Here is a 26,458-nt window from a genome sequence, read left to right on the forward strand (position 1 = left end):
CGAAAGGAGTTTCAAATGCGCAACATCGACAAGATCTACCTCGATGGCCAATTCGTCACGCCAAAGGGCACCGAGATGGCCGATCTCCATAATCCGTCCACGGAAGAGAAGATCGGCACGGTCCGGCTTGCCGGCGTCGAGGATACCTGGGAAGCCGTCGCCGCGGCAAAGCGCGCCTTCCCCGCCTTTTCCCGCACGTCGAAGGCCGAGCGCATCGACATGCTGAAGCGCTTGAACGCCGCGGTCGCCGCGCGCGTCTCAGATATCACCGAAGCGATGGCGCTCGAATATGGCGCTCCGCAGACCTTCACGAGCTTTGCTGTTCCTCATGCTGCGTCGAGCTTTCTCACCATGGCGTCTGTTCTGGAGGACTATGAATTCGAGCGCCAAATGGGCCGCGCCCGCGTGGTCATGCAGCCGTCTGGTGTCGCCGCGGCCATCACACCCTGGAACAGCAACATCGGCTTCATCACCTCGAAGCTCGCAACCGCCATCGCCGCTGGTTCGACCATCGTCATCAAGCCAAGCGAGATGAGCGCGATCCAGACGCAAATCCTCACCGAGTGCCTTCATGAAGCGGGTTTGCCGAAAGGTGTGTTCAACGTCGTCAACGGCTATGGCAATGTCGTCGGCGCGGAACTCAGCCGGCATCCAGACATCGCGAAAGTGACCTTCACGGGCTCCACCGCGGTCGGCCGCGAAATCCTGCGCAGTGCAGCCGATACCTTCAAGCGCGTCACGTTGGAGCTTGGCGGCAAGGGTCCGAACATCATTCTCGACGACGCAGATCTTGACGTCGCCATTCCCGCCGTCTTGCGGATGGGTTTCATCAACAGCGGTCAGGCCTGCATCGCCGGCACCCGTATTCTGGTTCCAGACCAGTTGCTCGACGACGCCCTGGTCAGTCTGAAGAAGGAGATCGAAACGTTCAAGGTGGGAGCACCCAACGATCCGGACGCGATGATCGGGCCGATGGTCAGTCGCAAGCAGTACGATCGTGTCCAGTCCTACATCGAAATGGGAACACAGGAAGGCGCCCGCCTCCTAACGGGCGGCATGGGGCGGCCCGCTGGCCTGGATCGCGGCTGGTTTACGAAGCCGACGATCTTTTTTGGCGTGGAAAACCAGATGCGCATCGCGCGCGAAGAAATCTTCGGTCCGGTCCTCTCGGTCATCGGCTACGGCGACGAAGAGGAAGCCGTGTCCATCGCGAACGACACCCAATACGGCCTTCAGGCCTATCTGCATGGCACCGACGCCGCACGCATGCAGGCGCTTGCGGATCGTCTCGATTGCGGGCGGGTGGTCATCAATGGCGCTCCGCATGAACCACTCGCTCCCTTTGGCGGGTTCAAGCAGTCAGGGATCGGTCGCGAATATGGCGTGTTCGGCCTCGAGGCGTTTCTGGAACCGAAAGCCGTTATCGTCTGATAAGCTGAGTTTCAGCGGACCGCGTCACGGATTCCGAATTTGCACGAGGACCTTTCCGACAGCCTTGCCGCTCAGATCACATAGGTTTCCAGTGTGGACGGGTGGAACAGTTCCTCGATCGCCACCATGCGGGCAGACAGGCTCTGACGGTGATGGGAAGCCGTAAAGTATTCCAGCACATGCCGGTTCGGACCGACGCCGTAGGGCCAGAAATCCCGTCCCATCAGGGAGATTGCACGGCGCAGTTGCTCTTCCACGAAGGGCAGCGTGATCTTGGTGGCCGAGGTTTCCGAAAGATGCTCGAGCGCGATCGCCTTGGACTGGGCGAACGCCTTGTAGACCGCCATCGGCAGCCAGGGATGTTGTTCGGCAAGAGCCTTGCGGATGCCGATGACGTGCATGATCGGGAAGATCTTCGTTTTCTCGTAATAGGCCATCGCCTCGGCGGTCGGGTCGGCAAAGAGCCAGCGCAGGCCCTTGTTCGATGGAACGAACGTGGTCGGCGCGCGCGGTCCCATGAAGGCGTCGATCCGGCCATCGGCCAGCATGTCGCGTAGCGTGTCTGTCGCCCCGATTTCCTCGATCCGCACCCCGTCCGGCAGATCGAGCTTGACCTTCTCAACCCGCCCCGCCTCTTCCAGTCCGCCGCGCACCCACTGGATGTCCTGGGGTGCCACGCCATATTCGTCCTGCAACAATGCGCGGATCCAGACATTCGCCGTCAGCTGCCATTCGGGAATACCGACACGACGTCCCTTAAGCTGGGACGGTTCGGTAATGCCGCTGTCAGCGCGCACGATGATGCCGGTATGTCGGAAGGCACGGGAGACGAAGGCGGGAACCGCGATATAGGGCGCATCCCCTCGCGCCGTGCGCAAGGTATGCGAAGACAGCGACAGCTCGCAGATGTCGAAGGCCTCGTGCCGCATGGCGCGGAAGAACATTTCTTCCGGCGTCAGCGTCATGACGATCGGATCGACGCCATCGATTTTGGCGCGCCCGTCGATCAGCGGACGGTTGCGGTCATAGTCGCCGATGGCGACGGAAAGCTGCATCATTTCTTTTCTCCCGCATGGCGGTTCAGCGAGGCCGTCATGGCCGGTGTGTAGCCCGGCTCGACCCGCACATCGACGACGGCGACACCGCCCGCCTCGACATGGGCGAGCGCCTTGGCGAAGACCTCGACCAGTTGATCTGCCGATTTCACAGGCCCGAACCCGGCAGCACCCTGCGCTTCCGCTATGCCGGCGATGCTGATTTCCGGATCGTCCATGCGCATTCCGATCCACTTGTTCTCCACCGGCCGCCCGCGCATCCGCGCCACGCGCTCCTGATGCACCTCGTCGTTGAAAAAGGATTGGTTGTTGCCGACGATATACAGCAGCGGGATGCGGTAATGCACGGCTGTCCAGATGGCGGTTACGCCCATCAGGAAGTCGCCGTCGCCGCCGACGCAGACAGGCAGTCGGTCCATGTCCTTGAGCGCCAGCGCCGCCCCGACCGCAATGCCCGGACCACCGCCGATGCCGCCGCCGCCATCCGAACCGAGAAAATCAAGCGGATGGCGAAAATGCCAGAAGGCGCCATCCCATCCCAGCGGCAGATGCACGAAGGAAACATCATGCCGGGCGGTCACCTCAGCCAGGGCATGAGCGAGTTGTCCCATGATGATCGGCCCGGCAACGAGTGCCGGATAATCCGGCGATGGCTTCGTCTCCGTGACGATGCCGGATGTTTGCGTCACACCCAGCGCCTTGCAGAGACCGCCGAGAATTTGATCCGGATCCGCTGACAGCATCAGATCGATCGCCGGAAGGGCCTGATAGTCCATGTTCCAGCCACGATGCATCATGTGGTCCTGCGAGATCTGGATGACTTTGGCCGTGGGCGCACTGCCCTGAAAGGCTGCATCCAGCGTCCCACCCAGATCGACCCAGTCGAGCGACAGGATCACGTCCGCTGCCGCAATCGCCGCGCGGGCTTCCGGCACGGCATAGATGCCCGGCGCGCCGGCGTGAAGCGGATGGTCCGTCGGAAAACTCGCGCCGATCTTCAGGTCGGTCACTACCCTGGCGCCTAGCGCTTCGGCCAGCGTCACCCGCTGCGCCCAGGCCTGCGGATCGCGCGATGCACGGCCGGCGAGTATCACCGGATTTTTCGCGCCGGAGAGAATATTCGCCACTTCGGCGAGCTGCGCCTCGTTGGCCCCCGCGCTGACCGGCGGCCGAAACCGTGCGCCCGGCGTTTCGGCCGAAGGCGCGGACAGTTCGGCCTCCTGCAGGCCGGCATCCAGATTGACGTAGACAGGCCCTTTTGGCGCCGTATTGGCGATCCAGTCCGCGCGGAAGATCGCCTCGCGCGAGGCGAGCGCCGAACCCGGCTGGTCGTCCCATTTGGTGTAGTCGCGCACCAGCGCGCCCTGATCGCGCGAGGTGTGGATCCACTCGATCCACGGGCGCCGCTTCGAGGCATCGACGGGGCCGGTCGCGCCCAGCACGACAACCGGCATCCGGTCGCACCAGGCGTTGAAGATCGCCATGGTCGCGTGCATCAGGCCGACATTGGAATGCGCGATGGCGGCCATCGCCTTGCCGGTAACCTTGGCCCAGCCATGGGCGATAGCGACGGCATGCTCCTCGTGCAGGCAGAGCAGCATCTGCGGCCCCTTGTTGCCGAGATAGTTGACGAGGCTGTCGTGGAGCCCGCGATAGCTGGCGCCGGGATTCAGCGCGACATAACGGATGTCGAGGTCCCGGATGGCATCGGCCATCACGTCGCTGCCGAAGATCGCGTCGAAGCGCTCCTGCAGGACGGGCTGTTCGACATCGGACGGTGATCCATGAGCCTGCAGGCCTGTGGGCTGATCCTTCATTGCCGGGCTTCCTTCCTTATTTTTCGTCTTCTATGTCCACCGGCAGACCGGTGAGTTCAAATACCGTCGCCTTGGGCCAGCGGTAGCGTTTGCTTTGGGCTCCCTTGGCAGGAGCATGGGCGCAGGTTTCCTGGCGTCGTCCCGTGAGACGACGCAGGTAATGCAGAGCCGACAGGGTTTATTGCTCGTCGAACACTTCGCGGTTGCGGCGGAAGGTCGGCAGCGTCACCACGGCGATCAGCGCGACGATCAGGAGCATGATCGTCAGTGAGATCGGGCGGGTCACGAAGACCGTCGCATCGCCGCCCGAGATCGCCATGGCCCGGCGCAGGTTTTCTTCCGCCAGCGGTCCGAGGATGTAGCCGAGCAGCAGTGGCACCGGTGGGAAGCCGAAGGCGACCAGCAGCACGCCCGCGCCGGCGAAGGCCGAGAGTGCCATCAGGTCCACCGCCGAGAACTCCAGGGAGTAGGCGCCGATGCAGCAGATCGTCAGGATGACCGGAAACAGAATCCGGTAGGGAACGCGCAGCAGCTGAACCCAGAGCCCGATCAGCGGCAGGTTGATGATGACCAGCATGACGTTGCCGATGAGCATGGAGGCGATCAGGCCCCAAAAAAGGTCCGGCCGCGCCACCATGACCTCCGGGCCCGGCTGGATGCCCTGCATGACCATGGCGCCCAGCATCAGCGCCAGTGTCGGCGTCGTCGGAATGCCGAGCGTCAGCAGCGGAATGAAGGAGGTCTGCGCAGCGGCATTGTTGGCGGCCTCGGGAGCAGCCAACCCTTCGACTGCGCCTTTGCCGAAGATCTCCGGTGTCTTGGAAATCTTCTGCTCGAACATGTAGGCGACGAAAGTGGACAGGACAACGCCGCCGCCCGGCAACACGCCGAGAAGAGAGCCGATCAGCGTTCCGCGCGCCGCCGCCGGCGCCGCCCGCCCGGCTTCCTCGCGGGAAGGCCAGAGCCGACCGATCTTCGCCTGCATCACCTCGCGGCTGTCGGACTTGGAGATGTTCATGATGATTTCCGAAAGGCCGAAGAGCCCCATCGACAGCGCGACCATGCCGATGCCCTCGCTCAGTTCCGGCAGGCCGAAGGTAAAGCGGGACGCGCCCGTCTCGACATCGGTGCCGACACAGCCGAGCAGAACGCCGAGGCAGGCCATCGCCAGCGCCTTGGACATCTTGGCGCCGGAAAACACGACCGCCGCCATCAGCCCGAGCAGCATCAGGGCAAAATATTCCGGTGCGTTGAAGCGCAGGGCGAAATTCGACAGGACCGGCGCGAAGAGCGCGATCACGATCGTGGCGCAGACACCGGCAAAAAGCGAGGCGAGTGCGGCGACGGCGAGTGCCGCCCCGGCCCGCCCCTTCCGCGCCATCTGGTGTCCGTCGAGAACCGTGACGACGGCCGAGGCCTCGCCGGGAAGATTGCACAGGATCGCCGTGGTGGAACCGCCATACTGCGCGCCGTAGAAGATGCCGGCCAGCATGACGAGCGACGACAGCGGGTCGAGATAGATCGTCATCGACAGCAGCATGGAAATTGTCGCAAGCGGACCGACGCCCGGCAGGACGCCGATCAGTGTGCCGAGCAGACAGCCGACGAGCGCGAAGCCGAGGTTCTGCCAGGTGCCGGCAAGGCTGAAGCCGTAGAGAATTGTGTCTTGCATAGGTGTCTCCTCCCAATGCGCGTCCGTCCGGTCAGAAGGCCGGGATTGCGACCCCGAGGAAGTCGATGAAGATGAACACGCCGACGGCTGCGAGGCCGATCGGCACGAGGACGAGGTCCCAGCCCCACTTCAGCGGCTCGGCCATGCGTGCGAGAACGGCCGTGACCAGAACCGTGGGCACCATGCCCGCCCATTCGATCATCAGCGAAAAAACGATCGGGCAGGCGATGACGACAAGAAACGGCCGCAGCTTCGGCAATTCGGGAACGGCCGTTTCACCTTTGAGCCCTTCCAGCGCCACCACCGCGCCAAGCACGACCAGTCCGATCGCGGCGCACACGGGCAGAAAACCCGGCCCCATGCGCGTCAGAGAGCCGAATGTCAGCTGCGATCCCACGACAAGGAACAAGAGGGCGATGAGGATCATCGCCCCGCCGGCCACAACATCCCAGCGGAAGTCTTCGAATTTCGATTGCATGGTATCCTCCCCGATCTCCGTCAGACGGCGCGCTTGCCGTAACGGATATGGATATTCTTCTCCCGCGTGAAGCTCATCAGTTCGGCAAGGCACTCCTCCCGCCCCAGACCCGAGAGCTTGACGCCGCCGAAGGGCGCGCCAAGGAAATGTCGGCTGACCTCGTTGACCCAGACATAGCCGACCTCGACAGAGGCCGAGATTCGCAGCGCCGCCGCAAGATCGTTCGTCCAGATGGCGCAGGTCAGGCCGACCTCCACCGCATTGACGTCGCGCAGCATGGCCGCCTCGTCCGACCATTTCAGCACGGAAAGGATCGGCCCGAAGATTTCTTCGCGCGCGATGGTCATGTCCTGCGTCACGTCGGTAAAGACCGTCGGCTCGATGAAAAGCCCGTCTTTCGTGTCCTCGCCGGATGGGATCTTTCCGCCGGTCACGAGCGTCGCGCCCTCCGACTTGGCGGTCTCGATATAGGTGAGAATGCGGCCGTGCTGGACCTTGGAAATGATCGCACCCATGGTGGTCGACCAGTCCTCCGGACGGCCCGGCTGGAAACGGCTGATCTTCTGGACCAGCGCCTCAATGACCGCATCGTGCAGGCTTTCATGCAGGAAGGCGCGGCTGGTCGAGCCGCAGGACTGGCCGCACCATGCGAAGTTCATGCCGGCGATCATCGCATCGGCCACCTCGGCGGGATCAGCGTCCGGGAAGGCGATCAGCGCATTCTTGCCGCCGAGTTCGAGCAGCAGCGGCTTGACCCGATCGGCAGCACTTCGCATGACGCCCTGCCCTGCGCCGACCGATCCGATCAGCGCGACGCTGTCGGTGTCCGGATGCGCGACCAGCGCCTGTCCGGTTTCTCGTCCCGCCCCGGTCACGACATTGAAGACACCCGGCGGCAGCACGTCCTCGAGCAGTTCCGCCAGCCGCAGCGCCGAGAGAGGCGCCTGTTCGGGCGGCTTGACGACGATCGTATTGCCGGCCGCAAGCGGCGCCGCCGATTTGCCGGCTGCGAACATGAAGGGATGATTGAACGGCACGATGCGCGCCACGACCCCGAGCGGCTCGCGCACGGAGGTGTTCAGCCGGTCCGGACCCATCGGAATGGAAGCGCCCTTCATTTCCGTGACCAGTCCGGCGAAAAAATCGATCTGCGCTGCCGCGATCGCCGCATCGCCCACCATGGCCGCCGCCGGATTGCCGCAGTCCAGCGCATCGAGCAGGGCGAGCTCGCGGGCATTGTCGCGCACGATCTGCGCCATGCGGCGCAGGAGGCGGGCGCGCTCCAGCGGCGCCGTGTCGCGCCAGCCCGGAAAGGCGGCGCGTGCGGCAGCGACGGCGGCATCGACATCCGCCACGGACGCATCCGCGACCACACCCAGCGACCGGCCGTTACCGGGGCTCTTCACCTCGAACGTCCGGCCACCCACGGCCTTGTGCCAGGCGCCGCCGTAGAAGAGGCCGCGCCTGTCCGGCAGGACCGACTCCGGGTCGATCCGCGGCGCGTCCTTGATCGCAGTCAGCTGTGCCATGTGTTCCTCCTCATCATTGGCATTGAGGTAGGCCAGTCCCGGCCAGCCGTCCAAAACTGCCTTTTTGGCTCAGCCATAGCGGAACGGTCTGACAGGCGCGGCCAACGGAAATGCTTGGACAGGCAAGCTGAAATACACTTGGACCGGACCGAAACGCTGCATCATCCTTTGCTTGTGAAGGGCGGATGATCGCGAGGAGGAACCGACGGTGCGGCCGGGCGGTGGTGCGCTTTCCTGCCCTATTTTCCAAGGGAGGATATCATGAGCATTTCCAGCCTGACCCGACGCGGTTTCCTGTTCACGACGGCGGCTGCCGGCGCGACACTCGCGTCGCCTGCGATCCTGCGGGCGCAATCCTTCGCCACGCAGCCGATCACCATCATCGTCGGCAACGCCGCCGGCGGTGCCAACGACACGCTCGCACGCCTCATCCAGCCGACTCTGCAGGCCGAACTCGGCCAGCCCGTTCTAGTCGAGAACCGGCCGGGCGCCGCCGGCAATATCGGCCTCGGGCTGGCACTGAAGGCGAAGCCGGACGGCCACACCCTGTTCTGCTCCTCGTCCGTCATGCTGGCCACGGCGCACACGCATATCAATGCGCCCGGCAATCCGGTCGAGGGGCTCGAACACATCACGATGATCGGTGACGGCAATTTCACCTATACGGCGCCGGCCGCGACCGGCGCGAAGAACTACGAGGAGTTCAAGGCGCTGGTGAAGGCCGGCCCCGGCAATTTCCGCCATGGCACGCCAGGCGCCGGCGGCAACATCCATCTGTCGGCAGAACTGCTGAAGCTGCGCGAAAAGCTCGACATGCCGGCGATCCACTACAAGGCTGCCGGAGACCTGATCACCGATCTCCTGTCGAACCAGATCCAGATGGCGATCAACGCCATCCAGCTCACCGAACCACATATCCGCTCCGGCAAGCTCGTCCCGCTGTTCACGGCTTCGAAGGTCCGCGAGACAAGGGTCGAGGGCATCCCGACCTCCGCCGAACTCGGCATCCCCGACATGGACCGCATCACCAACTGGTTCGGCCTCCATGCTCCGAAGGGCACGCCGGAAGACATCATGGCGCAGCTACACGCCGCAGCGGTCAAGGGCGTCAAGGCGCAAGCCGCCGTCGAGAAGATGACGGCCGGCGGCTGGACGCCGATCGGCTACAGCCGCGAGGAATTCAAGGCGCGCCTTGTGTCGGACGACGCCATCTTCGGCGAGGTCGCGCGCGAAACGGGCATCCGCATTGGCTGACGCGGCCCTCGTTGCCCGGCTTCGGGCCATCCCGGTTGCGGAAATGAGCGACACGCTTGCCGCAGCCGGCCTGCCGGATCAGGTTCTTTCCTCTGAATTCAGGCCGGTTTCCACACCATTCGCCTTTTCCGGTCCGGCCGTCTGCCTGAAAGGCGAAGCCTCGACCGACGCCGGCCTGAACATTACCGCGACCGATTCAGCGATCCTGCCCGGTTGCATCATCATCGTCGGCCCCGGCTGCGCCTGTACCGGCGCCCTTGTCGGCGGCAACATGATCACCTCCTGGCGCCGGCTGGGATGCGCCGGGGCTGTCATCGACGGCCTCATCCGGGACAGTGCAGCCTTCGATGGCCTGCCCGCGCTCGCCAGCGGACAGACCCCGATGAACAACAGGGGCCGCTGGCGTTTCGTTTCGGTTGAAGAGCCAATTGATCTGCCGGGCCAGACTGCCCCCGTGACCGTCCATCCCGGCGACTGGCTGCATGGCGACGCCGACGGCACCGTCGTCCTGCCACAGGACTATCTGCAACAGATCGTCGAGGATGCCGAGGAGCTTGGCCGCATAGAACGGCGGATGCGTACGCGCATTCTTGCCGGCGATTGCCGACAGGCGGTCTATGACGGACACGACCGCTTCGGCCACGTTCGTTCGGTATAGTCGGGCTCCGCAGCCTATTCGCGGAAATTGCGGGCGTCGGGCCGCGGGAATTCGCTGAGCGGCCGATCCGTCGCCAGAAAGTCGAGGCTGGCGCGGTCGGTGACGACACGCTTCAGCACGCGCCGCGTCACCTCGTCGGCCAGGGCGAGCGGAATGATGCAGACGGCGCTGTCATCGGCGCAGACGATATCGCCGGGATGAACCGGAACGCCGCGAATTGTCACCGGCCCGTTGATCTCCACGGTTTCCTGCCGCCAGCGGCCGGTCCGCGCCGTGATATCGCTGCACCAGACCGGATAGCCGATGCGGCGCGAATGGCGCACGTCGCGGATGCCGCCGTCGATGACTGCACCGAGCCCCCCTTGGCGCTTGCCCATGGTCGCGGAAATGCCGCCGAGATTTGAAATGCCTTGCCGGCCCTCGATCACCAGTACGTCGCCCGGCCTTGTGAGATTATGCGCCTCGAAATCCGCCTGCCGGTTCATATGACCTTCCCGCGCCACGACGAAGGGATCGGCCTCCAGCGGCCGGTTGCGCAGCGTGATGGCCGGCCCGACCATGGTCGCCCCGGCGATGGTCGGTCGCAGGACGGAGGCGGCAATGACGCCGTCGAAGCCGAGATCGTCCAGCGCGTCGGAAACCAGTTCGCAGGGCCCGTCGATGGCCGCCAGCGCCACCACCACGCCCTCGGGCGCTGCCGGCAGATCGAAAAGCCGGATCAGGCGCGGATCGATCCGGCCCATGGTTTCGCGTGTCATGCGCTCGCCTCCGCCTGCAGTGTGGCTAGAAAGGCTTCGGTCTCGACGCGGGCGATGCGCGCCCTTTGCGCCGGCGGCAAGCCTGCATAGACGGTGTTCGGCGCTTCCACCTCGACCTCGATGTCCCGGGGAAGCGCCCGCAGGAGACCGGGCAGGTCGAATACACCCTGCCCCGCCATCAGCCGCCCGCCCCGCATCTCCGCATAGAGCGCATCCCCGACAGGCGCCTGCGACGGGCCGTCGCAGAGCTGAACCGACAGGAGCAGCGACGGATCCACGGTTTCGAGATCGACGGGCGATCCGCCCGAGCGCCAGAGATGCAGCGCATCGATGACCAGCCCGACATTGTCGCGGCCGGTCGCCCCGGCGATCCGTGCGGCCTGTTCCAAGGTCTTGACGGCACTGACGGGGATGAATTCGAGCGCCAGCCGGATCCCGAACGGCGCCGCCAGATCGGCAATGGCCGCGAGCTTCGATACGATCACCGCCTCCTCCGTCGCGGAGGAGTTGCAGATCAGCGTTGCGATCCCAAGCGCGCTGCAGGCCATCAGCACAGGTCCGTAGGCAGCCGGATCGACATCGGCGGTGACACGGTAGGTACAGGCGTTGACGAGCCGGACGCCGGCTTGTTCCATGACGGCGCGCATCCGCGTGATATCCGCCTCGCTCTGCGGATCGAACGGCCACGAATCGCCGGGCCGGTGGCCGGTCAGGCGAATGCCGCTGGCCTTGAAGCCGCCCTCTCCGGCAGCGCGCACCATCTCGAACGGGTCGAGATCGCCGAGCATCAGATAGCCCATCACGAGATCGCTCATGCCAGCGGCCTTGCACCCGGCACGCCGCCGAACAACGCCCATGCCTGGCTGATCGTGGTGCCGGTATCGACCAGAAGATTGGCGCCGGTGATGCCGGAGGCCTTGTCCGACAGCAGGAAGGAAACGGCATCCGCGACCTCCTGCGAGGTCACCAGCCGGCCGAGCGCCGTCATTTCTATCGGGTTGGTTGTGTAGCGCGTGCCGGTCCGGATCCGCTCGGCGACCCGCTCGGTCATCACCACGCCCGGCGAAACCGCATTGAAACGGACACCGCTCCGGCCCCATTCCATCGCCATGCCTTCGACCAGAAGGTTCACCGCCGCCTTGGAGCTGCAATAGGCGTGCATCCGCGCCGACCGCAGCCCGTTCCAGGACGACAGGGCCACGAAGGAACCCTGCCCCCTTGCGGCCATGCGTTTGGCGAAAGCGACCGAGACGAGATAGGTGCCGCGATGCACGAGCCCGGTGATCCTGTCCCAGTCTTCGACGGAAACCTCCTCTGCCGGCTTCAGTTCGCCGAACGTCGCAGCTGAGTGCACGACGCCGGCAACCGGTCCGATCTCGGCGTCGATGGCGGCGGCAAGATCCTCGATGCCCTTCGGGTCGGTGATGTCGAGAAAGCGGGCATGGCCGCGAACCTCGGCCGCCACCGTTTTCGCTCCCTCGACATTGAGGTCGCAGACGACCACCGTCCATCCCTCTTGTGCCAGTGTTCGGCAGATGACCTGGCCGATGCCGCCGGCCCCGCCGGTCACCACTGCTATCCTCCTCATGAAGTCCTCCCTTTTTGTCTGGCTGGCGCTCCGGCTCACGCCCCGGCGCGAAAATCGACCGGCGACAGCGCCATTGCCACGGCGTCCAGCGCCATCAGATAACCGCCCGGCCCGAAACCGGCTATCACGCCTGTTGCGACGGGGCGCACGAGGGAGACGTGGCGATTGGTCTTTGCCGGATCGCGGTGCACATTTGCGAAATGCAATTCGATCACCGGGCATGTCAGGATGCCGAGCGCATCCGCGATCGCGAGCGAGGTCTGGGTGTAGGCCGCCGGGTTGATGATCACACCCGCGACCCGTTCGTGCGCTTCATGGATCCAGTCGACCAGCACACCCTCATGGCTGGATTGACGGAACTCGAGATCGATCCCCATGCTCGCGGCCTTGGCCCGCATGACGCGCTCGATATCGGCCAGCCGCGCCCCGCCATAGGCCTGCGGGTTGCGGATACCAAGCATGTTGAGGTTCGGGCCGTTCAGGACCAGGACAACGGGATCTGGCATGTCTCCTCCTCCGCCGGATTGTGTTCCGGGCTCGATGAAGGATTAGGCAGCGGCAGCCTCCCTGTCCAAAGCCGCTTGTCTTCGCCAGACCAAAGCGGAATGGCTTACCGGCGGCGGCGGAAACCAGCGGCGCCCGTGCCGGCGACGGCAAGGCCGAGCAGCAAGAAGACGGCGCCGGCCTGCGCGGCCGCGATCAGCCCCGCGACAAGCGGAATGGCAAACTGCCCGGCGCGGTTTATCGCCAGCCGCAGCCCGAGGCTGGTCGACCGCGCACCCGGCGGCGCGAGGCGCATCGTCAGCGCGACGGAGGCCGTGATCGCGAAACCGAGACAGAAGCCGGAGGTTGCAAGCGCGACCGCGAGGAGGAGGACGTTCACCGGCAAGGCCAGCGCGGCCGTCGAGAAACCCGTGCCGAGCACCGATCCCCACAGAAGAAGCGTCGGCCCGAACCGGGCAGCCGCAGGCTCGTGTAAAGCGCGCGAGAGCATCTGTGTCACTGCAAACAGCATCAACAAGGCCCCGACGACGACCGGCGGGACAGACCGCGTCTCGCCCACCACCGGCAGATAGATCAGGGTGAGATCCTGCACGGCGACGCACAAGCTGCCACCGGCGATCACCCAGGCAAGACCCGGGACACCGGCTATGGAGCGAAGGGAGGCAGGCGTTTCCACCGACCGCGGCGGCGCGGCGTTGCGATACAGCAGGATGGACGTCATCGCGCCGAAGGCCGCGAGGGTAGTGGCGACAATGGCCAGATTGCCCGGCAGATTGCCGCCGCGAAGGGCCACGAGGCTCAGAAGCAAAGGTGCGCCGATCTGCCCGACCGCCTGCCAGAGCATCAGCCCGCCGACCATACGCTCGCGATGGGTCTGAACACGAAGCGAACCGATTTCGGCCTGCAGGGCGGTCAGTTGCAGCGTCTGGCCGAGCCCGAGAAGGACGGAAGCCAGCACCAGCCAGGCCATGGTTGCAAGGGGCAGAAGCAGGGCCGCGCAACCGCTGGCTAGAAGAACGGCGCCGGCGAGCGCCGCACCCCCGGCACCCTGACGATCATTGTAGCGGCCCATGCCGACCGCGAGAAAGGCGGGAAGCAGCGCAAAGGCGGAGGACAGCACGAGAACCTGCGCCGGCGAAAGCCCCGCCTCGGTTGCGCGATAACTGGTCGCGATGCGCGCTAGCGGCACGATGACCTGCGCCAGAAAGGCGACGGCCAGCAGGGGACGCGCCAGCCGCCAGACGAGACCCTTGCCGCGCACCTATTCCGCCGCGAGCGCGCTCGCGCGCAGGAAGCTAAGCGTCACGCGCCCCGCATCCATCACCCGGTCCTCGACCGTCCAGCCCTGCTGGTCGCGATGCGGCGCCTCCAGCGAAACCGAGCAATCTTCCGGCAAAAGCGCCAGCATCTCGCGAAGCGGCAGGCCGCCCTGCCCCGGATAGAGCCGCGCCTCGCGGCTCTCCGCCATCTTCGCGGCGTCGCCGGGCGGTATCGCGGCCGGTGCGTCGCAGATGTGGAAATGGCCGATGATCGAGCGATCGGGAATGGCCGCGAGATCGGCGACACTCGCGCCGCTTCGGCTGAGATGAACCGCATCGATCAGCAGCCGCGCATTCGGATGGCCGACCTTGGCATGAACCGACAGGGCATCGGCAAGCGTCTTCATGCCGCGATAGGGCATGAATTCCATCGCCATGCGGATACCGTAGCCTGCCGAGGCCTCCGCCTGCCAGCGATAGTTCTCCGCCAGCCGCTCGAGATTATCGTCGATGCCGGCCGAGACGATGACGCCGGCGTTCAGGGCCTTTGCCGCTTCCAACGCCCGGGCATAGTCGTCGCGGTTGAAATCCGGCCCGATGCCGAAGGATTCGGCCTCGAAGATGCGGACGCCCTGATCCTCCGCCCGGGCCCGAAGGCTGCGGATACGATTCCAGTCACCGGTGACCGGATACTGATCCGGCGCATGGCGCGGCGGAAAGATCCGCAGGCCGACACCCTGGAAGCCGGCCTTCGCGGCCGCATCGACCATGCGCTCCGGCTCGGCGTCCAGCGCCGTCATATGGGAAACACAGATCATGACGCCTCAGAAGGTAAGATTGGAATCCTTGATGATCTTGCCGTAGAGCGCATGATCGGCATTGAGCTTGGCCATGAATTCTTCGGGCGTCGAGCCGACGGGGGTCAGGCCGGCCTTTGCCATGCGGTCGGTCAGATCCGGATTGGCATAGCTGTCCTTGATCGCCTTCTGCAGCGCCTGGATGATTTCCGGCGGCGTGCCCTTGGGCGCCGAGGCGCTGATCCAGAAGGACATCTGGTCGACATCGGCGAGGCCGAATTCCGTTGAAGCCGGCGTGTCGGGCAGTTGTTCGGCCCGCTTGGGCGCGCAGTTGAGAATGGCCTTCAGCTGTCCTGCCTTGACATAGGGCTCTGCCTGTCCGACCGAGATGAAGGTGCACTGCGCCTGATTGGCCAGAAGGTCCGTCATGGCCGGCGCGCCGCCCTTGTACTGCACGGTGTTCAGCTGGATTCCGGCGCGCTGCGACAGAAGCTCGCCGAGAAGATGGTTGACGGAGCCTACGCCGGCACAGGCGTGGACCAGCTTGCCCGGCTCGGTCTTCGCCAGCGCGACGAACTCGTCCCAGCTGTTGGCAGGCGTCTCCTTGTTGACGAGCAGGACATAGCTCGACTGCGTCGCCAGCGTGATATGCTCAAGATCGGCGATCGGGTTGAACGAAAGATCGGGAAACGCATAGGACGCCGCCGCCATTGCGGATGCGGTGCTGAACAGAACCGTATAACCGTCGGCCTTCGCCTCGACGACCTTCTGCGTCGCGATATTGCCGTTGGCACCGGTGCGGTTCTCGACGAGGATCTGCGTGCCGAGCTTTTCCGACAGGAAGGGCGAGAGAAGCCGCACATAGGCGTCAAGGCCGCCGCCGGCCGGGAAGCCGAGAACGGCAGTGATCGGCCGTGCCGGCCAGGTTGCTGCCGAAGAAAGGCGCGGCATGGCGAGCAGAGCAGCGCCTGCGGCGGCGCCGCCCAGAAGATGGCGGCGGGTTATGCTGGTGGTCATGGTATCCTCCCGATACGGCACCGTGTTTCTCTTTGGGCGTATTCTGCCGATCGGCACCGCTCAATTCAAATAACGAATGCCTTCGACAGACCGAAGCAATTTGTCTTGATCGACGCTTTGGGCGGACCACGGCCGATCCAAGCAAAACATATGACAGACAACGGCTTTTAACTCTGGACGGTTTCCGGGGTGCCGCCTATCAACACCCCTGAACCGGGCCATCGCCCGGCCGATGCGACAAGGGAGGAGCGCCATGACCCAGCCGAAGATCCTGTGCCTGAACGGGCCGAACCTCAACATGCTGGGTGTTCGCGAACCGGAGCTTTACGGGCGCCAGACGCTGGCGGACGTCGAGGCGGCCGTGCGAACCAAGGCCTGTACGCTCAATTTCGACATCGATTTCCGCCAGTCGAATTTCGAGGGCGAACTCGTCACCTGGATCCAGCAGGCCCACGGCAGTATCGACGGCGTGATCATCAACCCCGCCGCCTATACCCACACCTCGATCGCCATTGCCGATGCCCTGCGCATCCTGACCGTGCCGATCATCGAGCTGCACTTCAACAATTCCTATCGCTACGCCGACCGCGCCTTCCGCCAGCTTTCCCATGTCCGCCCGGTCGCGACCGGCGTGATCTTCGGCTTCGGCGCGGCGGGCTACATTGTCGCCGTCGAGGCCATGCACAATCTGCTGAACCCGCCTTTTCCCAAGGGCTGAGTTCCCGGCGCCGCTTCGCCGGCCCAATCCCGCAACAGTCCGTTTCAGGAGGAAAAATCATGGGCACTCCCGTCAGGATCGCCTTCATCGGCGCCGGCGTCATGGGCCGCCACCACCTGTCGGTGGCAGAGCGCAACCCCGACATCGAGATCGCCGGCGTCGCCGAATTCAGCCAGGACACCCGTGAAAAACTCGAGGCCAAAGGCATCGCGACCTTTGCCGATCACAAGGAGATGCTGGCCACCGTCAAGCCGGACGGCGTCGTGATCTCCACGCCGAATGCCTATCACGCGCCGGCGGCGATCGATTGCATCGAGGCCGGCGCCGTGCCGCTGATCGAAAAGCCGGTCGCCGATACGCTGGCGGCCGGCCTGCGGCTTCGCAAGGCTCTTGCCGGCGCTGACCTGCCGGCGCTTGTCGGCCATCACCGCCGCCACAATCCGATCATCGCGGCAGCAGCAGCGCATGTGCGCGCAGGTGGGCTCGGCCGCGTCCTCGCGCTGAACGGCATGTGGCTGCGGCGCAAGCCAGACGAATATTACAAGGAAGCCTGGAAAACCGATCCGGCGCTCGGCGGCGGCACGCTGCTGATCAACGCGATCCACGATTTCGACAGCCTGCGTGCCATCTGCGGCGAGATCGAAAGTGTCCAGGCCGTGACCTCATCGGCCTCGCGCGGTTTCGCGGTCGAGGATACCGCGGCGGTGCTGCTGAAATTCGAAAGCGGCGCGCTCGGTACATTCGTCATCTCCGACAATGTCGTGGCACCCTGGTGTTGGGAGATGACCTCGCAGGAGGATCCGCGCTTTGCCTGGCAGCCGGAGGATTGCTACGTAATCTGCGGCACGGAAGGTTCGCTTGCCGTACCGACGCTCGAAACCTGGACCAACGCGCCGAACGGCGGACGCGACGCGACGTTCATCCGCCGCAAGCTCTACCACGTCGCCGCCGAGTCCATGGAGTTGCAGATGGCCCATTTCGTGCGCGTCATCCGCCGCGAGGAGGAGCCGCTGGTCAGCGTCGATTCCGCACTCGGCACGCTCGCAGCGACGCTCGCCGTCTCGCTTTCGGCAAAGGACGGCAAACCGGTGCGGATTGCGGACCTGCTCGCTTGAGCCCACGCAACGGGCTTGCGAGCGCGACCTCGCTTGCTTATCCTCCTTGACCGAGGAGATTTTTCACCATGAATTTGCGGCAGTTACGCTATTTCGCCCAGACGGTCGAAGCCGGCAACATCACGCGCGCGGCCGAGCAGCTCTATGTCGCCCAGCCGGCGCTCGGCCTGCAGATCCGCCAGCTCGAGGAAGAACTCGGCGTGCCGCTGCTGATCCGCCATTCGCGTGGGGTCACCGCAACGGAAGTCGGCAAGATCCTTTACGATCGCGCCCGCGAGGTACTGCGTCAGGTCGACCTGATCAAGCAGGAGGTGATGACCCACAAGGGCACGGCTGCCGAAAGCATCACGCTCGGCCTGACGCCGGGCCTCGGCAAGCTCTTCGGCGCCGGCCTCATGGTGCGCGTCCGCGACGACATGCAGGGTGTCAGCCTCAGCGTCGTCGAGGAAATGTCCTTCGTGCTGATCGATGCGATCGAGCGCGACGAGGTGCATCTGGCGCTCGCCTACGAGGTTCCCGAGCGGCCGGGCCTTGCCCGTGTCCCCTTGTTCGAAGAGGAACTGCTGTTCGTCACCTCCGACATGTCGGAACCGGGACCGATCGCGCTGACGGACGTGCTGAAACAGCCGATGGTGCTGGCCGGCGAGCGCGATCATGTCTACCAGCTGGTGATGCAGGCGGCGGAAAAGCTCGGCATCGAGCCGATCATCGGCTTCGAGGCATCCTCCGTCAGCATCATGAAATCGCTGGTCGTCGAGGGTTCCGCTGTCAGCATCATGCCCTATGGCAGTGTCATCGGCGAGTTGCAGCGCGGCGAGCTGGCAGGCCGCAAGATTGCTGACGGGCAGCTGGTGCGCACCCTCTACCTCATTCACTCCTCGCGCCGCGTGCCGCTGATCCATGAGGACGAACTGGTCGAGCTGATCAAGCTCCACATCCGCGGCGCGCTGCGCAAGGTCGAGCCGATGGTCAACCCGCGCGAGGGACTTGCGCCAAAGCTCAGCGACTGAGCATCCGCCAAGCAATCCCGGCTTCGCACGGAAACACAGACGCTATTGGACCTCCGCACTCCGCCCCGCCTAGATGGGGGCAGAGGAGACAACGGCCGATCGCCGCCAGGCACCAGTGCCCCGGCCACCGCGACCGCCGTCAGTGGAGCAGACGACATGTTGGACGATTTCATTCCGGCGGAGGACGAACGCCGGATCCACCGGCTCTATGCGCTGTACTGCCATCATTTCAATCACGGCAACGCGGAAAACTGGGTCGGCCTGTTCGCCCCGGACGGATCTTTCACCCGGCTGAACCCGAGCAGTGCTGTGCCCGGCAAGACGGCCAATCCGGCCGGCACGACGACCGGCCACGACGCGCTGCTGGAACTGGCCATGGCCCGCCGCGAGATGTTCCGCGGCCTCGTCCGCCACCAGCAGACCGATATCGTGCTGACCTCCGGCAAGGATGCCGACCATGCCGACGGCATCTCCTTCATCTTGTTGACGGACTGGCGCGACGGCCAGGGCCTGTTGCGCGCCGTCGGCGATTGCCGGGCGTCCTTCGTGCGCCTGCCGCAGGGCTGGCGGTTCCAGTCGATCGAGTTGTCCACATTGCCGCGCCCCTGACGCGGTCTTTTTCGAGGAGGAAAGAAAATGAGATTTGCAGTCATCGGATCGCTGGGCTGGGCCGGATCGCGGCATGTCAACGCGCTGGCCGAAATGGGCCAGGACATCGTCGCGCTGGTCGATCCCGGCGAAGGCTGCGCCGCGCAGGCGGTCAAGGTCGGTGCGAAGGCACTCAGGTCGTTCGACGAACTCGACCTGGACACCATCGACGCCGCGACGCTGGCGCTGCCGCCGCATCTGCACCCGGAGTTCACCCGCCGCCTCGCCCGCGCCGGAAAACATGTCATGTGCGAGAAGCCCATCGCCCCGGACAGCACGGAAGCCATGGCGCTTGTCGAATTTGCCAAAACCGTTCCGGTCACGATCATGCCTGGCTATCTGCTGCGCACCAATCCGCACATCAGGGGTTTTCTCGACGCCCTGCGCGGCATGGGCAGCCTGCGCCGCGTCCATCTGTCGACCAATGTCCGCAAGCCGTCCATGGCCGGCTGGCGCAGCGAACCTGTCATCGGCGGCGCGCTTCTCGTCAATGCCATTCACCAGATGGATCTCGCCACCTGGTTCGTCGGCGAAACGCTGACGCCCCGCTTCGCCCAGCTCGACAACGTGCATTTCGAGGCACCGACGGAAGACCTGTTCTTCACCTCGCTGGTTTCCCCCTCGGGCGTTACGGCCTCGATCCTCAGCAGCTGGTCGCCGAACCCGCCGATCTGCGACGACGGCCTGATGATCACCGATGCTGGCCGGCTGCGCATCGAGGCGGAAACCGACGAGGGGTCCATCATCCTGACCGGAACCGGTTATCGCAAGAACGGCGAGGACGTGGCTCTCCCGGGCGTCGTTGGCGTCAACCAGTTCATCAAGGAACTGGAGCATTTCATCGATTCCATCGAGAACGGCACGCCCCTCTGGGTGACGGTCAAGGACAATTACGATGTTCAGAAGCTGATCGAGGATTGCCGCGCCGTCGCGATCGCCCCGGCCGGCCGGGTGGCGAAAAGGGTGGCATGACGGTGCCCACGGGACAGACCGGCACATCGGAACCTGATGAGGCGATCTGCCCTGCGGAAACCGATGTCATCGTCATCGGCGCCGGTGCTGCCGGACTGGCCGCCGCCGTTGCTGCGAAGGATCTCGGCCTCGATGTCGTGGTCCTTGAGAAGGAACGGCACTTCGGCGGCACCTCGGCCCTGTCGGGCGCGGCGATCTGGATCCCGCTCCACGACGGCGGCAAGGCCGACGACGCGGCCAGCATTCTCGCCTACCTCGACGCCCTCGCCGAACCCTGCGACCGGTCCCGGCGGGAGGCCTTCGTGCGTCACGCCGGCGCGGCACTGTCCTTCTTCCAGCATTGCGGCGCGCTGCGCTACACACCACGCGCGATCGCGCCGGACTATCATCCCGAGCTTGCCGGCGCCGTTGCGACGGGCCGGGTACTGGATGTCGCTCCCTTCGACGGCCGCTCGCTTGGCCTGCGCCTGAACGACCTGCGCCCGCCGCTCGCCAGTCATCTCGTCTTCGGCGGGATGATGGTCAATCGCGCCGACGTGCAGACCCTGCTGGCTTTCGGTCGCGAATGGATACCGACACGACGCAGCCTCGCTCTGCTCGGCCGCTATTGTCGCGACAGACTGACCGGCTGGAAGCGCGGTACTCGGCTCGTCGTCGGCAGCGCCCTCGTGGCACAGCTCGCATCCGCGCTTTTCGGCCGCGGCATACCACTGGTCCTGAACGCAAGAGTCCTGCAACTGACCTTGGCGGATGGTCAGGTGAGCGGCGCCGATGTCGCGGTCGGCGATGGAAAGCGACACATCCGCGCCCGCCTGGCGGTCATCCTCGCGACGGGCGGGTTTCCGGGCAATCCCGCGATGTCGCTTGCCGAACGCGATCCCGATATCCCGCATCTCAGCATGGCCAGCGCCTCCTCCGATGGCGGCGGCATCGCGCTGGCGCAGGCCGTCGGCGGGCAACTGGCAGAAACCGGCTCCAGCGCCTTCTTCCGCGCACCCGTCTCCGTTCATCGCCGAGGCGACGAGGAGATCGGCCGCATCGCCCACCTCGTGCTCGATCGGGCCAAGCCCGGTGTCATCGCCGTGAACAAGGACGGCCGCCGCTTCACCAACGAGGCGGATTCCTATCACCGTTTCGGCACGGCGCTCAGCCGGCTGACACCATCCGCTCCTCAACGCCCGCCCGCCTGGCTGATCTGCGACGCACGGGCGCTGCGGCGCTATGGGCTCGGGCTTGCACGGCCCTTTCCCGCGCATCTCGGCAACTGCCGCCTGATCCGCGATGGCTATATGATCGAGGCGCCGACGATCAATGCCCTGGCGAAGAAGCTCGGCCTGCCCGGGGACACGCTCTCGGAAACGCTGGCACGCCACGCCGAGGCCGCAGCTAACGGCAGGGATCCGGATTTCGGCAAGGGCGGCAGCGGACACAACCGGGCGCTGGGCGACCCCGCCATCCACCCCAATCCCTGCCTCGCACCGCTCAACCGCCCGCCCTTCTATGCCGTCGGCGTTGTCAGCGGCGACCTCGGCACGGCGCGTGGATTGCGGACCGACGCCTCGGCCCGGGTCCTGAACGCCGAAGGGGATGCGGTTCCCGGCCTCTATGCCGTCGGCAACGACATGCATTCGATCATGGGCGGCTCCTATCCCGGTCCCGGCACCACGCTCGGCCCGGCGCTCGTCTTCGCCTGGATCGTCGCCAACGCCATTGCCAAGGGAGATGCACCATGAACCCCGCAAATGTATCGCTCGCCCAGCTCGGCATGAACGACGAGGGTCCGGTCGCCCTGATCGCCGCGGCGGCGGAGGCCGGCTTCGGCGCTGTCGGCCTGCCGCTGCGGTCCGGCGCACTCCGGAACCTGAAGGTCGAGATCGTCGGCAACGCCCCGCTCCTGCGTGAAATCACCGCCGCCTGCCGGGATACGGAAGTCGGTGTCTTCGATGTCGAGGCACTGGTGCTTGGCCACTTGCCGCCTGACGATGTCCTCGAACGCATTCTGGAGACGGCGGCAAAACTCGGGGCCTCCCGCATATCCTGCCTCGGCTACGAGCCGCTGCATGGTCCGGGCGATATCCCGCCCGGCGGAGAGGCGGAGAAACTGTCAGACATCTGCGCGCTGGCGACCCGGTTCGGGCTACAGGTGGGTGTCGAGTTCATGGCTTTCCGGTCCATCGACAGCCTGTCCGCTGCCGTCGACATCATCACGGCGTCCGGTGCTGACAATGCCGGCATCGTGCTTGACGCCCTGCATGTCCAGCGCACCGGCGCCCGTCCGGGCGACATAGCGGCTCTGCCATCCGGCATCGTCTCGCATCTGCAGATCTGTGATGCCAGCGCATCGGCACCCGCGCGGGAAGACCTGCCGCAGGAGGCCCGCGGTGGCCGCCTTCTGCCGGGCGAAGGCGTCATTCCACTGGCGGCGATCATCGCCGCCCTGCCGGCGGGCACGGCGATGTCGCTCGAAATTCCGGTGGCGGCACTGGCAAGCGAAAGCGTCGCCGAGCGAGCGCGCATCGGCGCCGCATCGATCGCCTGGCTCTGAGGGAGGAGCGCATGAACAGCACGAAGAGAGTGGCCCTGGTCACCGGAGCCGCCCGCGGTCTTGGCTTCGCGACGGCGGAGCGTCTCGCTCAGGACGGCATCGGCGTCGCGCTGGCCGACATCAACGGCGAAGGCGCGGAAGACAGTGCAGCCCGTCTCCGCAACCGGGGCATCGACGCACACGGCTACAGGCTCGACGTAACCGATCCGGCCTCGATCGGGACGGCCGTCGCGGCGGTCGAGCGCGATTTCGGACGGCTCGATATCCTCGTCAACTGCGCTGGCATCCTGCCCCGCGTCAACGGCCGAAACCCGACCGTCGCCGACATGCCGCTCGATCTCTGGAACGCGACGATTGCTGTCAACCTGACCGGACCGATGCTGATGGCGCAGGCCTGTGTTCCTGCCATGCGCCGGGGCCGGTTCGGACGGATAATCACCATTTCCTCGCGCTCCGGGCGCATGCGCACTTTCGGCAACGCGCATTATTCCGCCTCCAAGGCCGGCCTGTTCGGACTGTCGCGGATTCTGGCGGGCGAGGTCGGCCCGGACGGCATCACCGTCAACTGCATCGCCCCCTCGCGGATCGACACGGAGCTCAACCGCGCCATGCCCGGCAACGAGGCGACGCTGCAGGCCGCGTTAAAGGAAACGCCGATAGGACGCATCGGGCAGCCGGAGGATATCGCCGCCGCCGTCGCCTATCTCGCCTCGGATGCAGCGGGCTTCGTAACCGGCGCGATCCTCGACGTCACCGGCGGGTCCTATATGCCGTGAATCCCGATCATTCCCCCGTCCTGCGCGGCGTTCTCGTCGGCATCGCCGCGCAATCGGTCTTCTCGGTGCACGACGCCTGCGCCAAATGGCTGACGCAGAGCTATTCGGTGTTTCAGGTCATCTCGATGCAGGCGATGGTCTCGGGCACGCTCGTCGCCCTGGCGCTGATCCTGTCCGGCCAGGCAAAACGCACGGCCATCCGCGACCCACGCGGCCTTGCCCTGCGCGGCACGCTGGCGGCGACCGGCGCGCTCGCCAGCTTTTACGCCTATACGGTGCTGCCGCTCGCCGACGTCTATGCCATCATCTTCTGCGCACCGCTGATGGTGACGGCCGTCAGCGCGCCCTTGCTCGGTGAGCGGGTCAAGGGAAAGGAGTGGCTCGCCATCGCGGCAGGGTTCTGCGGTGTGCTGATCGTCATCAATCCGGCCGGCCAGGCACTGTCGCTCGGTCATGCGGCAGCGCTCGTCTGCGCGTTCGTCAGCGTGGCCGTCACGCTGCTGCTGCGCAGTTCGGCCAATCAGGGCTCGCGCTTCATGTTGGTCGGGGCGGTCTCCGTCGGCCATTTTCTCGTTGGCCTGCCGGGCTTCATGCTGTCTGCAAGACCACCCGCCGCCGGCGACCTGCCCGTCATCATTCTCGGCGGCGCGGCGATGGCCGGCGCGCAGTTCCTGATGGTGCAATCGCTGAGAATGGCACCGGCGGCACTGGTCGCGCCGGCGCAATATCTCAAGCTGGTCTGGGGGCTGATCTTCGGCTTCCTCGTCTTCGGCGATTATCCGAAGCTGCATATGCTCGCCGGTGCCGCGATCGTGATCCTGTCGGTCCTCTACCTGCTTGGCCGATCCCGCGCGCCGCAGGTTTAGGGTCACAACTCAATCAGGATATGCGGCCTGCCCGAAGGGTTGACTGTGACGGGCCGCCTGATCGCAAACAATGCTCGACAAGACCTTCGGGTCTTGCCTTGCGCTTGTTTGCTTCCATCCAATCCCGTCACGGTCAACAGAACCTATATCCCGATTGAGTTGTGACCCTATAGGCCGACGCTGAAACCAGCGCCGGCCGGAAAAACTATTCGATACGGATACCACCGGTGTTGACCACTTCGGTCATGACAGCGACGTCCTTTTGCAGCCGCGCCGCAAGATCCTGCGAACTGCCCGGAACGGCGAAGAACCCGGCCGCCGCCATCCCTTCCTCAACCTTAGGATCTTTCAGCGCCGTCTGCAGCATGCCGTTCAGTTCGGCGGCGATCTGCGGATCGAGACCCTTCGGCCCATGCAGGCCGAACCAGTTGCTGATACCCTCGAGCCCGCCGACACCGGCCTCCGCGCCGGTCGGAAGGTCCGGGAAGAGCGTCGTCCGCTCTGTTCCCGCGATAAACAAGGGCCGCAGCGCGCCGGACTTGATCTGCTGCGAGAGGACGGCGGCGCCGGCGATGCCGAGCTGGGTCTGGTTAGCGAGAAGTTCGGTCAGCCGCATCCCGGCATTGGCATACTGGATCACGGTCATTTCCGTCCCGGTCTTCTGCTGGAACAGCGCGCCCGACAGATGGATACCACCGCCCGTACCCGTCGCGCCGTAGCGGATCTTGCCAGGCTCCGATTTCAGGAGCGTGATGAACTCCTCCGTCGTTTTTGCAGGGACGTCCTTGTGCACGGCATAGATGAAGGCACCGTCGCAAATCATGCCGATATGCGAGAGATCGTCCACGAGGCTCGGCGGCTTCGTCGCGCTGGCGATATAGGTAGCGACCGCGGCCGAACTCGATACAAGCAGCGTGTGCCCGTCGGGACGCGCATTGGCGACGAGGCCGACCGACATGGTCGTGGCGCCGCCCGGCCGGTTCTCGACCGCGACGGGCTGGCCCAGCATTTTCTCGAGCGGCACCGCGATGAGCCGCGCCACGAGATCGTTGCTGCCCGCCGCCGCCGTGCCGACGAAGAGACGGACCGGATGGGTCGCGAAGCTTTTCGCCCGCAAGATCGAGGGCGCGGCCAGCGTCGCAGTCAGCGCCGCGCCCGCGCCCAGGAATATCCGCCTTGTCACCATGGGTTTTTGCATGTCTTTCCTCCCTGAAGATCGTCGATGCCGCGTCGGCCGGTTTCCCGGCAGCTCCCTCCCGGAGCGCGCAGCCATCTTCAGGGTGGTCAAAACCCCTTGACCAAGTCTAATACCGATTGCCTTCATCTGCCCGATACGGGACGTCTTGCAAGCGATTGCTCAGACAAGGGCATTTCTTCGGAGGCAGCTGTTCCTCAGGCAAGAATGCCGGACAGCTCCCTGGCCACCATTTGCAGGGGCTGGAGATATGTCTCGACAAGCGCCGTCATCGGCACGGCTGAGGCGGCAAGGCCCGTATTCAGCGCCGCGACCACGATACCTCGCGCACCGCGCAGCGGGACGGCGAGGGAGCGCAGGCCAAGCTCCACCTCCTGATCGACCGTCGCGTAACCGCGCAACCGCGTCTCCCGCAGCTCTGCGATCACCGCATCCATTGCCGTCAGCGTATGCGGCGTTCGGGCCGGCATCGGATGACTTTCGAGAACCTTTCGCGCCTGCTCCTCCGGCATGGCCGCCAGCATCACCCGGCCCATGGAGGTACAATAGGCCGGCAGCCGCGATCCGGGCATCAGCGCAATCGACATGACCTTAGATCGCCTGGCGGGCGGCGCAGGACATCGCCGATGGCGCCTATGTCAATCTCGGCATAGGCTTCCCGGAAATGGTCGCCCGCTACCAGCCGCCGGGGCGGCAGGCGATCTTCCACACCGAGAACGGCATCCTCGATTTCGGCGAACCGCCGACGGCCGGCGCTGAAGACTGGGTGTCAATCGGCGCGGAATGTTGACCCCTT

26 protein-coding genes and 1 pseudogene are annotated in these 26,458 nt (G+C 65.2%); 13 read left to right on the plus strand and 14 right to left on the minus strand.

All coding sequences use genetic code 11. The annotated features are described in order from the left end of the window. Positions 1-15 precede the first annotated feature (15 nt). Positions 16-1,431, plus strand: a complete 1,416-nt coding sequence (locus GR138_RS29040; protein ID WP_160862753.1) for an aldehyde dehydrogenase family protein — start codon at positions 16-18, stop codon at positions 1,429-1,431. Between the two features lie 71 nt (positions 1,432-1,502). Here GR138_RS29040 and GR138_RS29045 read toward each other — a convergent pair whose 3' ends face one another. The 5 genes from GR138_RS29045 to GR138_RS29065 all read right to left on the minus strand — a co-directional run bounded on the left by GR138_RS29045 (position 1,503) and on the right by GR138_RS29065 (position 7,982). Next, entirely contained in the window at positions 1,503-2,489 is a 987-nt protein-coding gene (locus GR138_RS29045) for an ABC transporter substrate-binding protein (RefSeq protein ID WP_160862754.1), read from the minus strand. After that, positions 2,486-4,303, minus strand: coding sequence for a thiamine pyrophosphate-binding protein (locus GR138_RS29050; protein ID WP_160862755.1), 1,818 nt, complete (start codon positions 4,301-4,303; stop codon positions 2,486-2,488). The genes GR138_RS29045 and GR138_RS29050 overlap by 4 nt, the downstream gene beginning before the upstream one ends. 178 nt (positions 4,304-4,481) lie before the next feature. After that, a complete protein-coding gene (locus tag GR138_RS29055; protein ID WP_160862756.1) occupies positions 4,482-5,975 on the minus strand; it encodes a tripartite tricarboxylate transporter permease in 1,494 nt (497 codons plus the stop codon). A 31-nt stretch (positions 5,976-6,006) separates the two neighbouring features. After that, complete coding sequence (locus GR138_RS29060; protein ID WP_160862757.1) at positions 6,007-6,453, minus strand: tripartite tricarboxylate transporter TctB family protein; 447 nt, start codon at positions 6,451-6,453, stop codon at positions 6,007-6,009. 20 nt (positions 6,454-6,473) lie between these two features. After that, positions 6,474-7,982 (minus strand): aldehyde dehydrogenase family protein, encoded by a 1,509-nt coding sequence (locus tag GR138_RS29065; protein ID WP_113106992.1) that lies wholly within the window; start codon positions 7,980-7,982, stop codon positions 6,474-6,476. A 261-nt stretch (positions 7,983-8,243) separates the two neighbouring features. Between GR138_RS29065 and GR138_RS29070 the strand changes: the two genes are divergently transcribed. Together GR138_RS29070 and GR138_RS29075 are read left to right on the plus strand one after the other, a co-directional pair. Next, positions 8,244-9,236, plus strand: a complete 993-nt coding sequence (locus GR138_RS29070) for a Bug family tripartite tricarboxylate transporter substrate binding protein (RefSeq protein ID WP_160862758.1) — start codon at positions 8,244-8,246, stop codon at positions 9,234-9,236. Then, the gene (locus GR138_RS29075) at positions 9,229-9,894 is read left to right on the plus strand and encodes an RraA family protein (RefSeq protein WP_160862759.1); all 666 of its coding nucleotides are present in this window, start codon (positions 9,229-9,231) and stop codon (positions 9,892-9,894) included. Before GR138_RS29070 ends, GR138_RS29075 begins: the two co-directional genes overlap by 8 nt. A 14-nt stretch (positions 9,895-9,908) precedes the next feature. Here GR138_RS29075 and GR138_RS29080 read toward each other — a convergent pair whose 3' ends face one another. The 7 genes from GR138_RS29080 to GR138_RS29110 all read right to left on the minus strand — a co-directional run bounded on the left by GR138_RS29080 (position 9,909) and on the right by GR138_RS29110 (position 15,817). After that, on the minus strand, positions 9,909-10,652 hold the full coding sequence (locus GR138_RS29080; RefSeq protein ID WP_160862760.1) for an RraA family protein: 744 nt from the start codon (positions 10,650-10,652) through the stop codon (positions 9,909-9,911). After that, positions 10,649-11,467, minus strand: coding sequence for a sugar phosphate isomerase/epimerase family protein (locus tag GR138_RS29085; RefSeq protein ID WP_160862761.1), 819 nt, complete (start codon positions 11,465-11,467; stop codon positions 10,649-10,651). The genes GR138_RS29080 and GR138_RS29085 overlap by 4 nt, the downstream gene beginning before the upstream one ends. Then, positions 11,464-12,240, minus strand: a complete 777-nt coding sequence (locus GR138_RS29090; protein ID WP_160862762.1) for an SDR family NAD(P)-dependent oxidoreductase — start codon at positions 12,238-12,240, stop codon at positions 11,464-11,466. Before GR138_RS29090 ends, GR138_RS29085 begins: the two co-directional genes overlap by 4 nt. A 35-nt stretch (positions 12,241-12,275) precedes the next feature. Beyond that, positions 12,276-12,746: a type II 3-dehydroquinate dehydratase gene (locus tag GR138_RS29095; protein ID WP_160862763.1), complete on the minus strand. Its 471-nt coding sequence runs from the start codon at positions 12,744-12,746 to the stop codon at positions 12,276-12,278. Between the two features lie 104 nt (positions 12,747-12,850). Next, complete coding sequence (locus tag GR138_RS29100) at positions 12,851-14,005, minus strand: MFS transporter (RefSeq protein WP_160862764.1); 1,155 nt, start codon at positions 14,003-14,005, stop codon at positions 12,851-12,853. Continuing rightward, positions 14,006-14,821, minus strand: coding sequence for a sugar phosphate isomerase/epimerase family protein (locus tag GR138_RS29105; RefSeq protein ID WP_160862765.1), 816 nt, complete (start codon positions 14,819-14,821; stop codon positions 14,006-14,008). Positions 14,822-14,827: 6 nt separating this feature from the next. Further along, a complete protein-coding gene (locus tag GR138_RS29110) occupies positions 14,828-15,817 on the minus strand; it encodes a Bug family tripartite tricarboxylate transporter substrate binding protein (RefSeq protein ID WP_160862766.1) in 990 nt (329 codons plus the stop codon). Positions 15,818-16,070: 253 nt separating this feature from the next. On the opposite strand from GR138_RS29110, the gene aroQ reads away from it, so the two are divergent. From aroQ to GR138_RS29155, 9 genes are all read left to right on the plus strand, one after another. Then, positions 16,071-16,535, plus strand: a complete 465-nt coding sequence (gene aroQ / locus GR138_RS29115; protein WP_160862767.1) for a type II 3-dehydroquinate dehydratase — start codon at positions 16,071-16,073, stop codon at positions 16,533-16,535. 59 nt (positions 16,536-16,594) lie between these two features. Then, a complete protein-coding gene (locus tag GR138_RS29120; protein WP_113580723.1) occupies positions 16,595-17,650 on the plus strand; it encodes a Gfo/Idh/MocA family protein in 1,056 nt (351 codons plus the stop codon). Between the two features lie 68 nt (positions 17,651-17,718). Then, positions 17,719-18,660: a LysR family transcriptional regulator gene (locus GR138_RS29125; RefSeq protein ID WP_160862768.1), complete on the plus strand. Its 942-nt coding sequence runs from the start codon at positions 17,719-17,721 to the stop codon at positions 18,658-18,660. Between the two features lie 156 nt (positions 18,661-18,816). Beyond that, positions 18,817-19,269 (plus strand): nuclear transport factor 2 family protein, encoded by a 453-nt coding sequence (locus tag GR138_RS29130; RefSeq protein ID WP_160862769.1) that lies wholly within the window; start codon positions 18,817-18,819, stop codon positions 19,267-19,269. Between the two features lie 27 nt (positions 19,270-19,296). After that, positions 19,297-20,280 carry a Gfo/Idh/MocA family protein gene (locus GR138_RS29135; RefSeq protein WP_160862770.1) on the plus strand — a complete coding sequence of 328 codons (984 nt, stop codon included), beginning with the start codon at positions 19,297-19,299 and terminating at the stop codon, positions 20,278-20,280. Next, on the plus strand, positions 20,277-22,013 hold the full coding sequence (locus tag GR138_RS29140; protein ID WP_160862771.1) for an FAD-dependent oxidoreductase: 1,737 nt from the start codon (positions 20,277-20,279) through the stop codon (positions 22,011-22,013). Before GR138_RS29135 ends, GR138_RS29140 begins: the two co-directional genes overlap by 4 nt. Continuing rightward, the gene (locus GR138_RS29145; RefSeq protein WP_160862772.1) at positions 22,010-22,825 is read left to right on the plus strand and encodes a sugar phosphate isomerase/epimerase family protein; all 816 of its coding nucleotides are present in this window, start codon (positions 22,010-22,012) and stop codon (positions 22,823-22,825) included. The genes GR138_RS29140 and GR138_RS29145 overlap by 4 nt, the downstream gene beginning before the upstream one ends. An 11-nt stretch (positions 22,826-22,836) precedes the next feature. Next, positions 22,837-23,601 carry an SDR family NAD(P)-dependent oxidoreductase gene (locus GR138_RS29150; RefSeq protein WP_160862773.1) on the plus strand — a complete coding sequence of 255 codons (765 nt, stop codon included), beginning with the start codon at positions 22,837-22,839 and terminating at the stop codon, positions 23,599-23,601. Next, entirely contained in the window at positions 23,598-24,467 is an 870-nt protein-coding gene (locus tag GR138_RS29155; RefSeq protein ID WP_160862774.1) for an EamA family transporter, read from the plus strand. The genes GR138_RS29150 and GR138_RS29155 overlap by 4 nt, the downstream gene beginning before the upstream one ends. Before the next feature lie 205 nt (positions 24,468-24,672). On the opposite strand, the gene GR138_RS29160 is transcribed toward GR138_RS29155, so the two are convergent. Together GR138_RS29160 and GR138_RS29165 are read right to left on the minus strand one after the other, a co-directional pair. Continuing rightward, the gene (locus GR138_RS29160) at positions 24,673-25,665 is read right to left on the minus strand and encodes a Bug family tripartite tricarboxylate transporter substrate binding protein (RefSeq protein WP_160862775.1); all 993 of its coding nucleotides are present in this window, start codon (positions 25,663-25,665) and stop codon (positions 24,673-24,675) included. 194 nt (positions 25,666-25,859) lie between these two features. Next, positions 25,860-26,249: an IclR family transcriptional regulator domain-containing protein gene (locus tag GR138_RS29165; protein WP_160862776.1), complete on the minus strand. Its 390-nt coding sequence runs from the start codon at positions 26,247-26,249 to the stop codon at positions 25,860-25,862. Between the two features lie 8 nt (positions 26,250-26,257). Here GR138_RS29165 and GR138_RS29170 point away from each other — a divergent pair. Further along, positions 26,258-26,443: pseudogene (locus GR138_RS29170) on the plus strand (CoA-transferase); the annotation flags it as partial. Between the last annotated feature and the right edge of the window lie 15 nt (positions 26,444-26,458).

The sequence above is a fragment of the Shinella kummerowiae genome, assembly GCF_009827055.1.
Lineage (GTDB): Bacteria > Pseudomonadota > Alphaproteobacteria > Rhizobiales > Rhizobiaceae > Shinella > Shinella kummerowiae.

What these genes read in the sequence shown, in the direction of transcription:
- GR138_RS29040 (WP_160862753.1), top strand. Translation starts at nt 16, where the DNA reads ATGCGCAACATCGACAAGATCTACCTCGATGGCCAATTCGTCACGCCA.
- GR138_RS29045 (WP_160862754.1), bottom strand. Translation starts at nt 2,489, where the DNA reads ATGATGCAGCTTTCCGTCGCCATCGGCGACTATGACCGCAACCGTCCG.
- GR138_RS29050 (WP_160862755.1), bottom strand. Translation starts at nt 4,303, where the DNA reads ATGAAGGATCAGCCCACAGGCCTGCAGGCTCATGGATCACCGTCCGAT.
- GR138_RS29055 (WP_160862756.1), bottom strand. Translation starts at nt 5,975, where the DNA reads ATGCAAGACACAATTCTCTACGGCTTCAGCCTTGCCGGCACCTGGCAG.
- GR138_RS29060 (WP_160862757.1), bottom strand. Translation starts at nt 6,453, where the DNA reads ATGCAATCGAAATTCGAAGACTTCCGCTGGGATGTTGTGGCCGGCGGG.
- GR138_RS29065 (WP_113106992.1), bottom strand. Translation starts at nt 7,982, where the DNA reads ATGGCACAGCTGACTGCGATCAAGGACGCGCCGCGGATCGACCCGGAG.
- GR138_RS29070 (WP_160862758.1), top strand. Translation starts at nt 8,244, where the DNA reads ATGAGCATTTCCAGCCTGACCCGACGCGGTTTCCTGTTCACGACGGCG.
- GR138_RS29080 (WP_160862760.1), bottom strand. Translation starts at nt 10,652, where the DNA reads ATGACACGCGAAACCATGGGCCGGATCGATCCGCGCCTGATCCGGCTT.
- GR138_RS29085 (WP_160862761.1), bottom strand. Translation starts at nt 11,467, where the DNA reads ATGAGCGATCTCGTGATGGGCTATCTGATGCTCGGCGATCTCGACCCG.
- GR138_RS29090 (WP_160862762.1), bottom strand. Translation starts at nt 12,240, where the DNA reads ATGAGGAGGATAGCAGTGGTGACCGGCGGGGCCGGCGGCATCGGCCAG.
- GR138_RS29095 (WP_160862763.1), bottom strand. Translation starts at nt 12,746, where the DNA reads ATGCCAGATCCCGTTGTCCTGGTCCTGAACGGCCCGAACCTCAACATG.
- GR138_RS29105 (WP_160862765.1), bottom strand. Translation starts at nt 14,821, where the DNA reads ATGATCTGTGTTTCCCATATGACGGCGCTGGACGCCGAGCCGGAGCGC.
- GR138_RS29110 (WP_160862766.1), bottom strand. Translation starts at nt 15,817, where the DNA reads ATGACCACCAGCATAACCCGCCGCCATCTTCTGGGCGGCGCCGCCGCA.
- aroQ (WP_160862767.1), top strand. Translation starts at nt 16,071, where the DNA reads ATGACCCAGCCGAAGATCCTGTGCCTGAACGGGCCGAACCTCAACATG.
- GR138_RS29120 (WP_113580723.1), top strand. Translation starts at nt 16,595, where the DNA reads ATGGGCACTCCCGTCAGGATCGCCTTCATCGGCGCCGGCGTCATGGGC.
- GR138_RS29125 (WP_160862768.1), top strand. Translation starts at nt 17,719, where the DNA reads ATGAATTTGCGGCAGTTACGCTATTTCGCCCAGACGGTCGAAGCCGGC.
- GR138_RS29130 (WP_160862769.1), top strand. Translation starts at nt 18,817, where the DNA reads ATGTTGGACGATTTCATTCCGGCGGAGGACGAACGCCGGATCCACCGG.
- GR138_RS29135 (WP_160862770.1), top strand. Translation starts at nt 19,297, where the DNA reads ATGAGATTTGCAGTCATCGGATCGCTGGGCTGGGCCGGATCGCGGCAT.
- GR138_RS29140 (WP_160862771.1), top strand. Translation starts at nt 20,277, where the DNA reads ATGACGGTGCCCACGGGACAGACCGGCACATCGGAACCTGATGAGGCG.
- GR138_RS29145 (WP_160862772.1), top strand. Translation starts at nt 22,010, where the DNA reads ATGAACCCCGCAAATGTATCGCTCGCCCAGCTCGGCATGAACGACGAG.
- GR138_RS29150 (WP_160862773.1), top strand. Translation starts at nt 22,837, where the DNA reads ATGAACAGCACGAAGAGAGTGGCCCTGGTCACCGGAGCCGCCCGCGGT.
- GR138_RS29160 (WP_160862775.1), bottom strand. Translation starts at nt 25,665, where the DNA reads ATGCAAAAACCCATGGTGACAAGGCGGATATTCCTGGGCGCGGGCGCG.
- GR138_RS29165 (WP_160862776.1), bottom strand. Translation starts at nt 26,249, where the DNA reads ATGTCGATTGCGCTGATGCCCGGATCGCGGCTGCCGGCCTATTGTACC.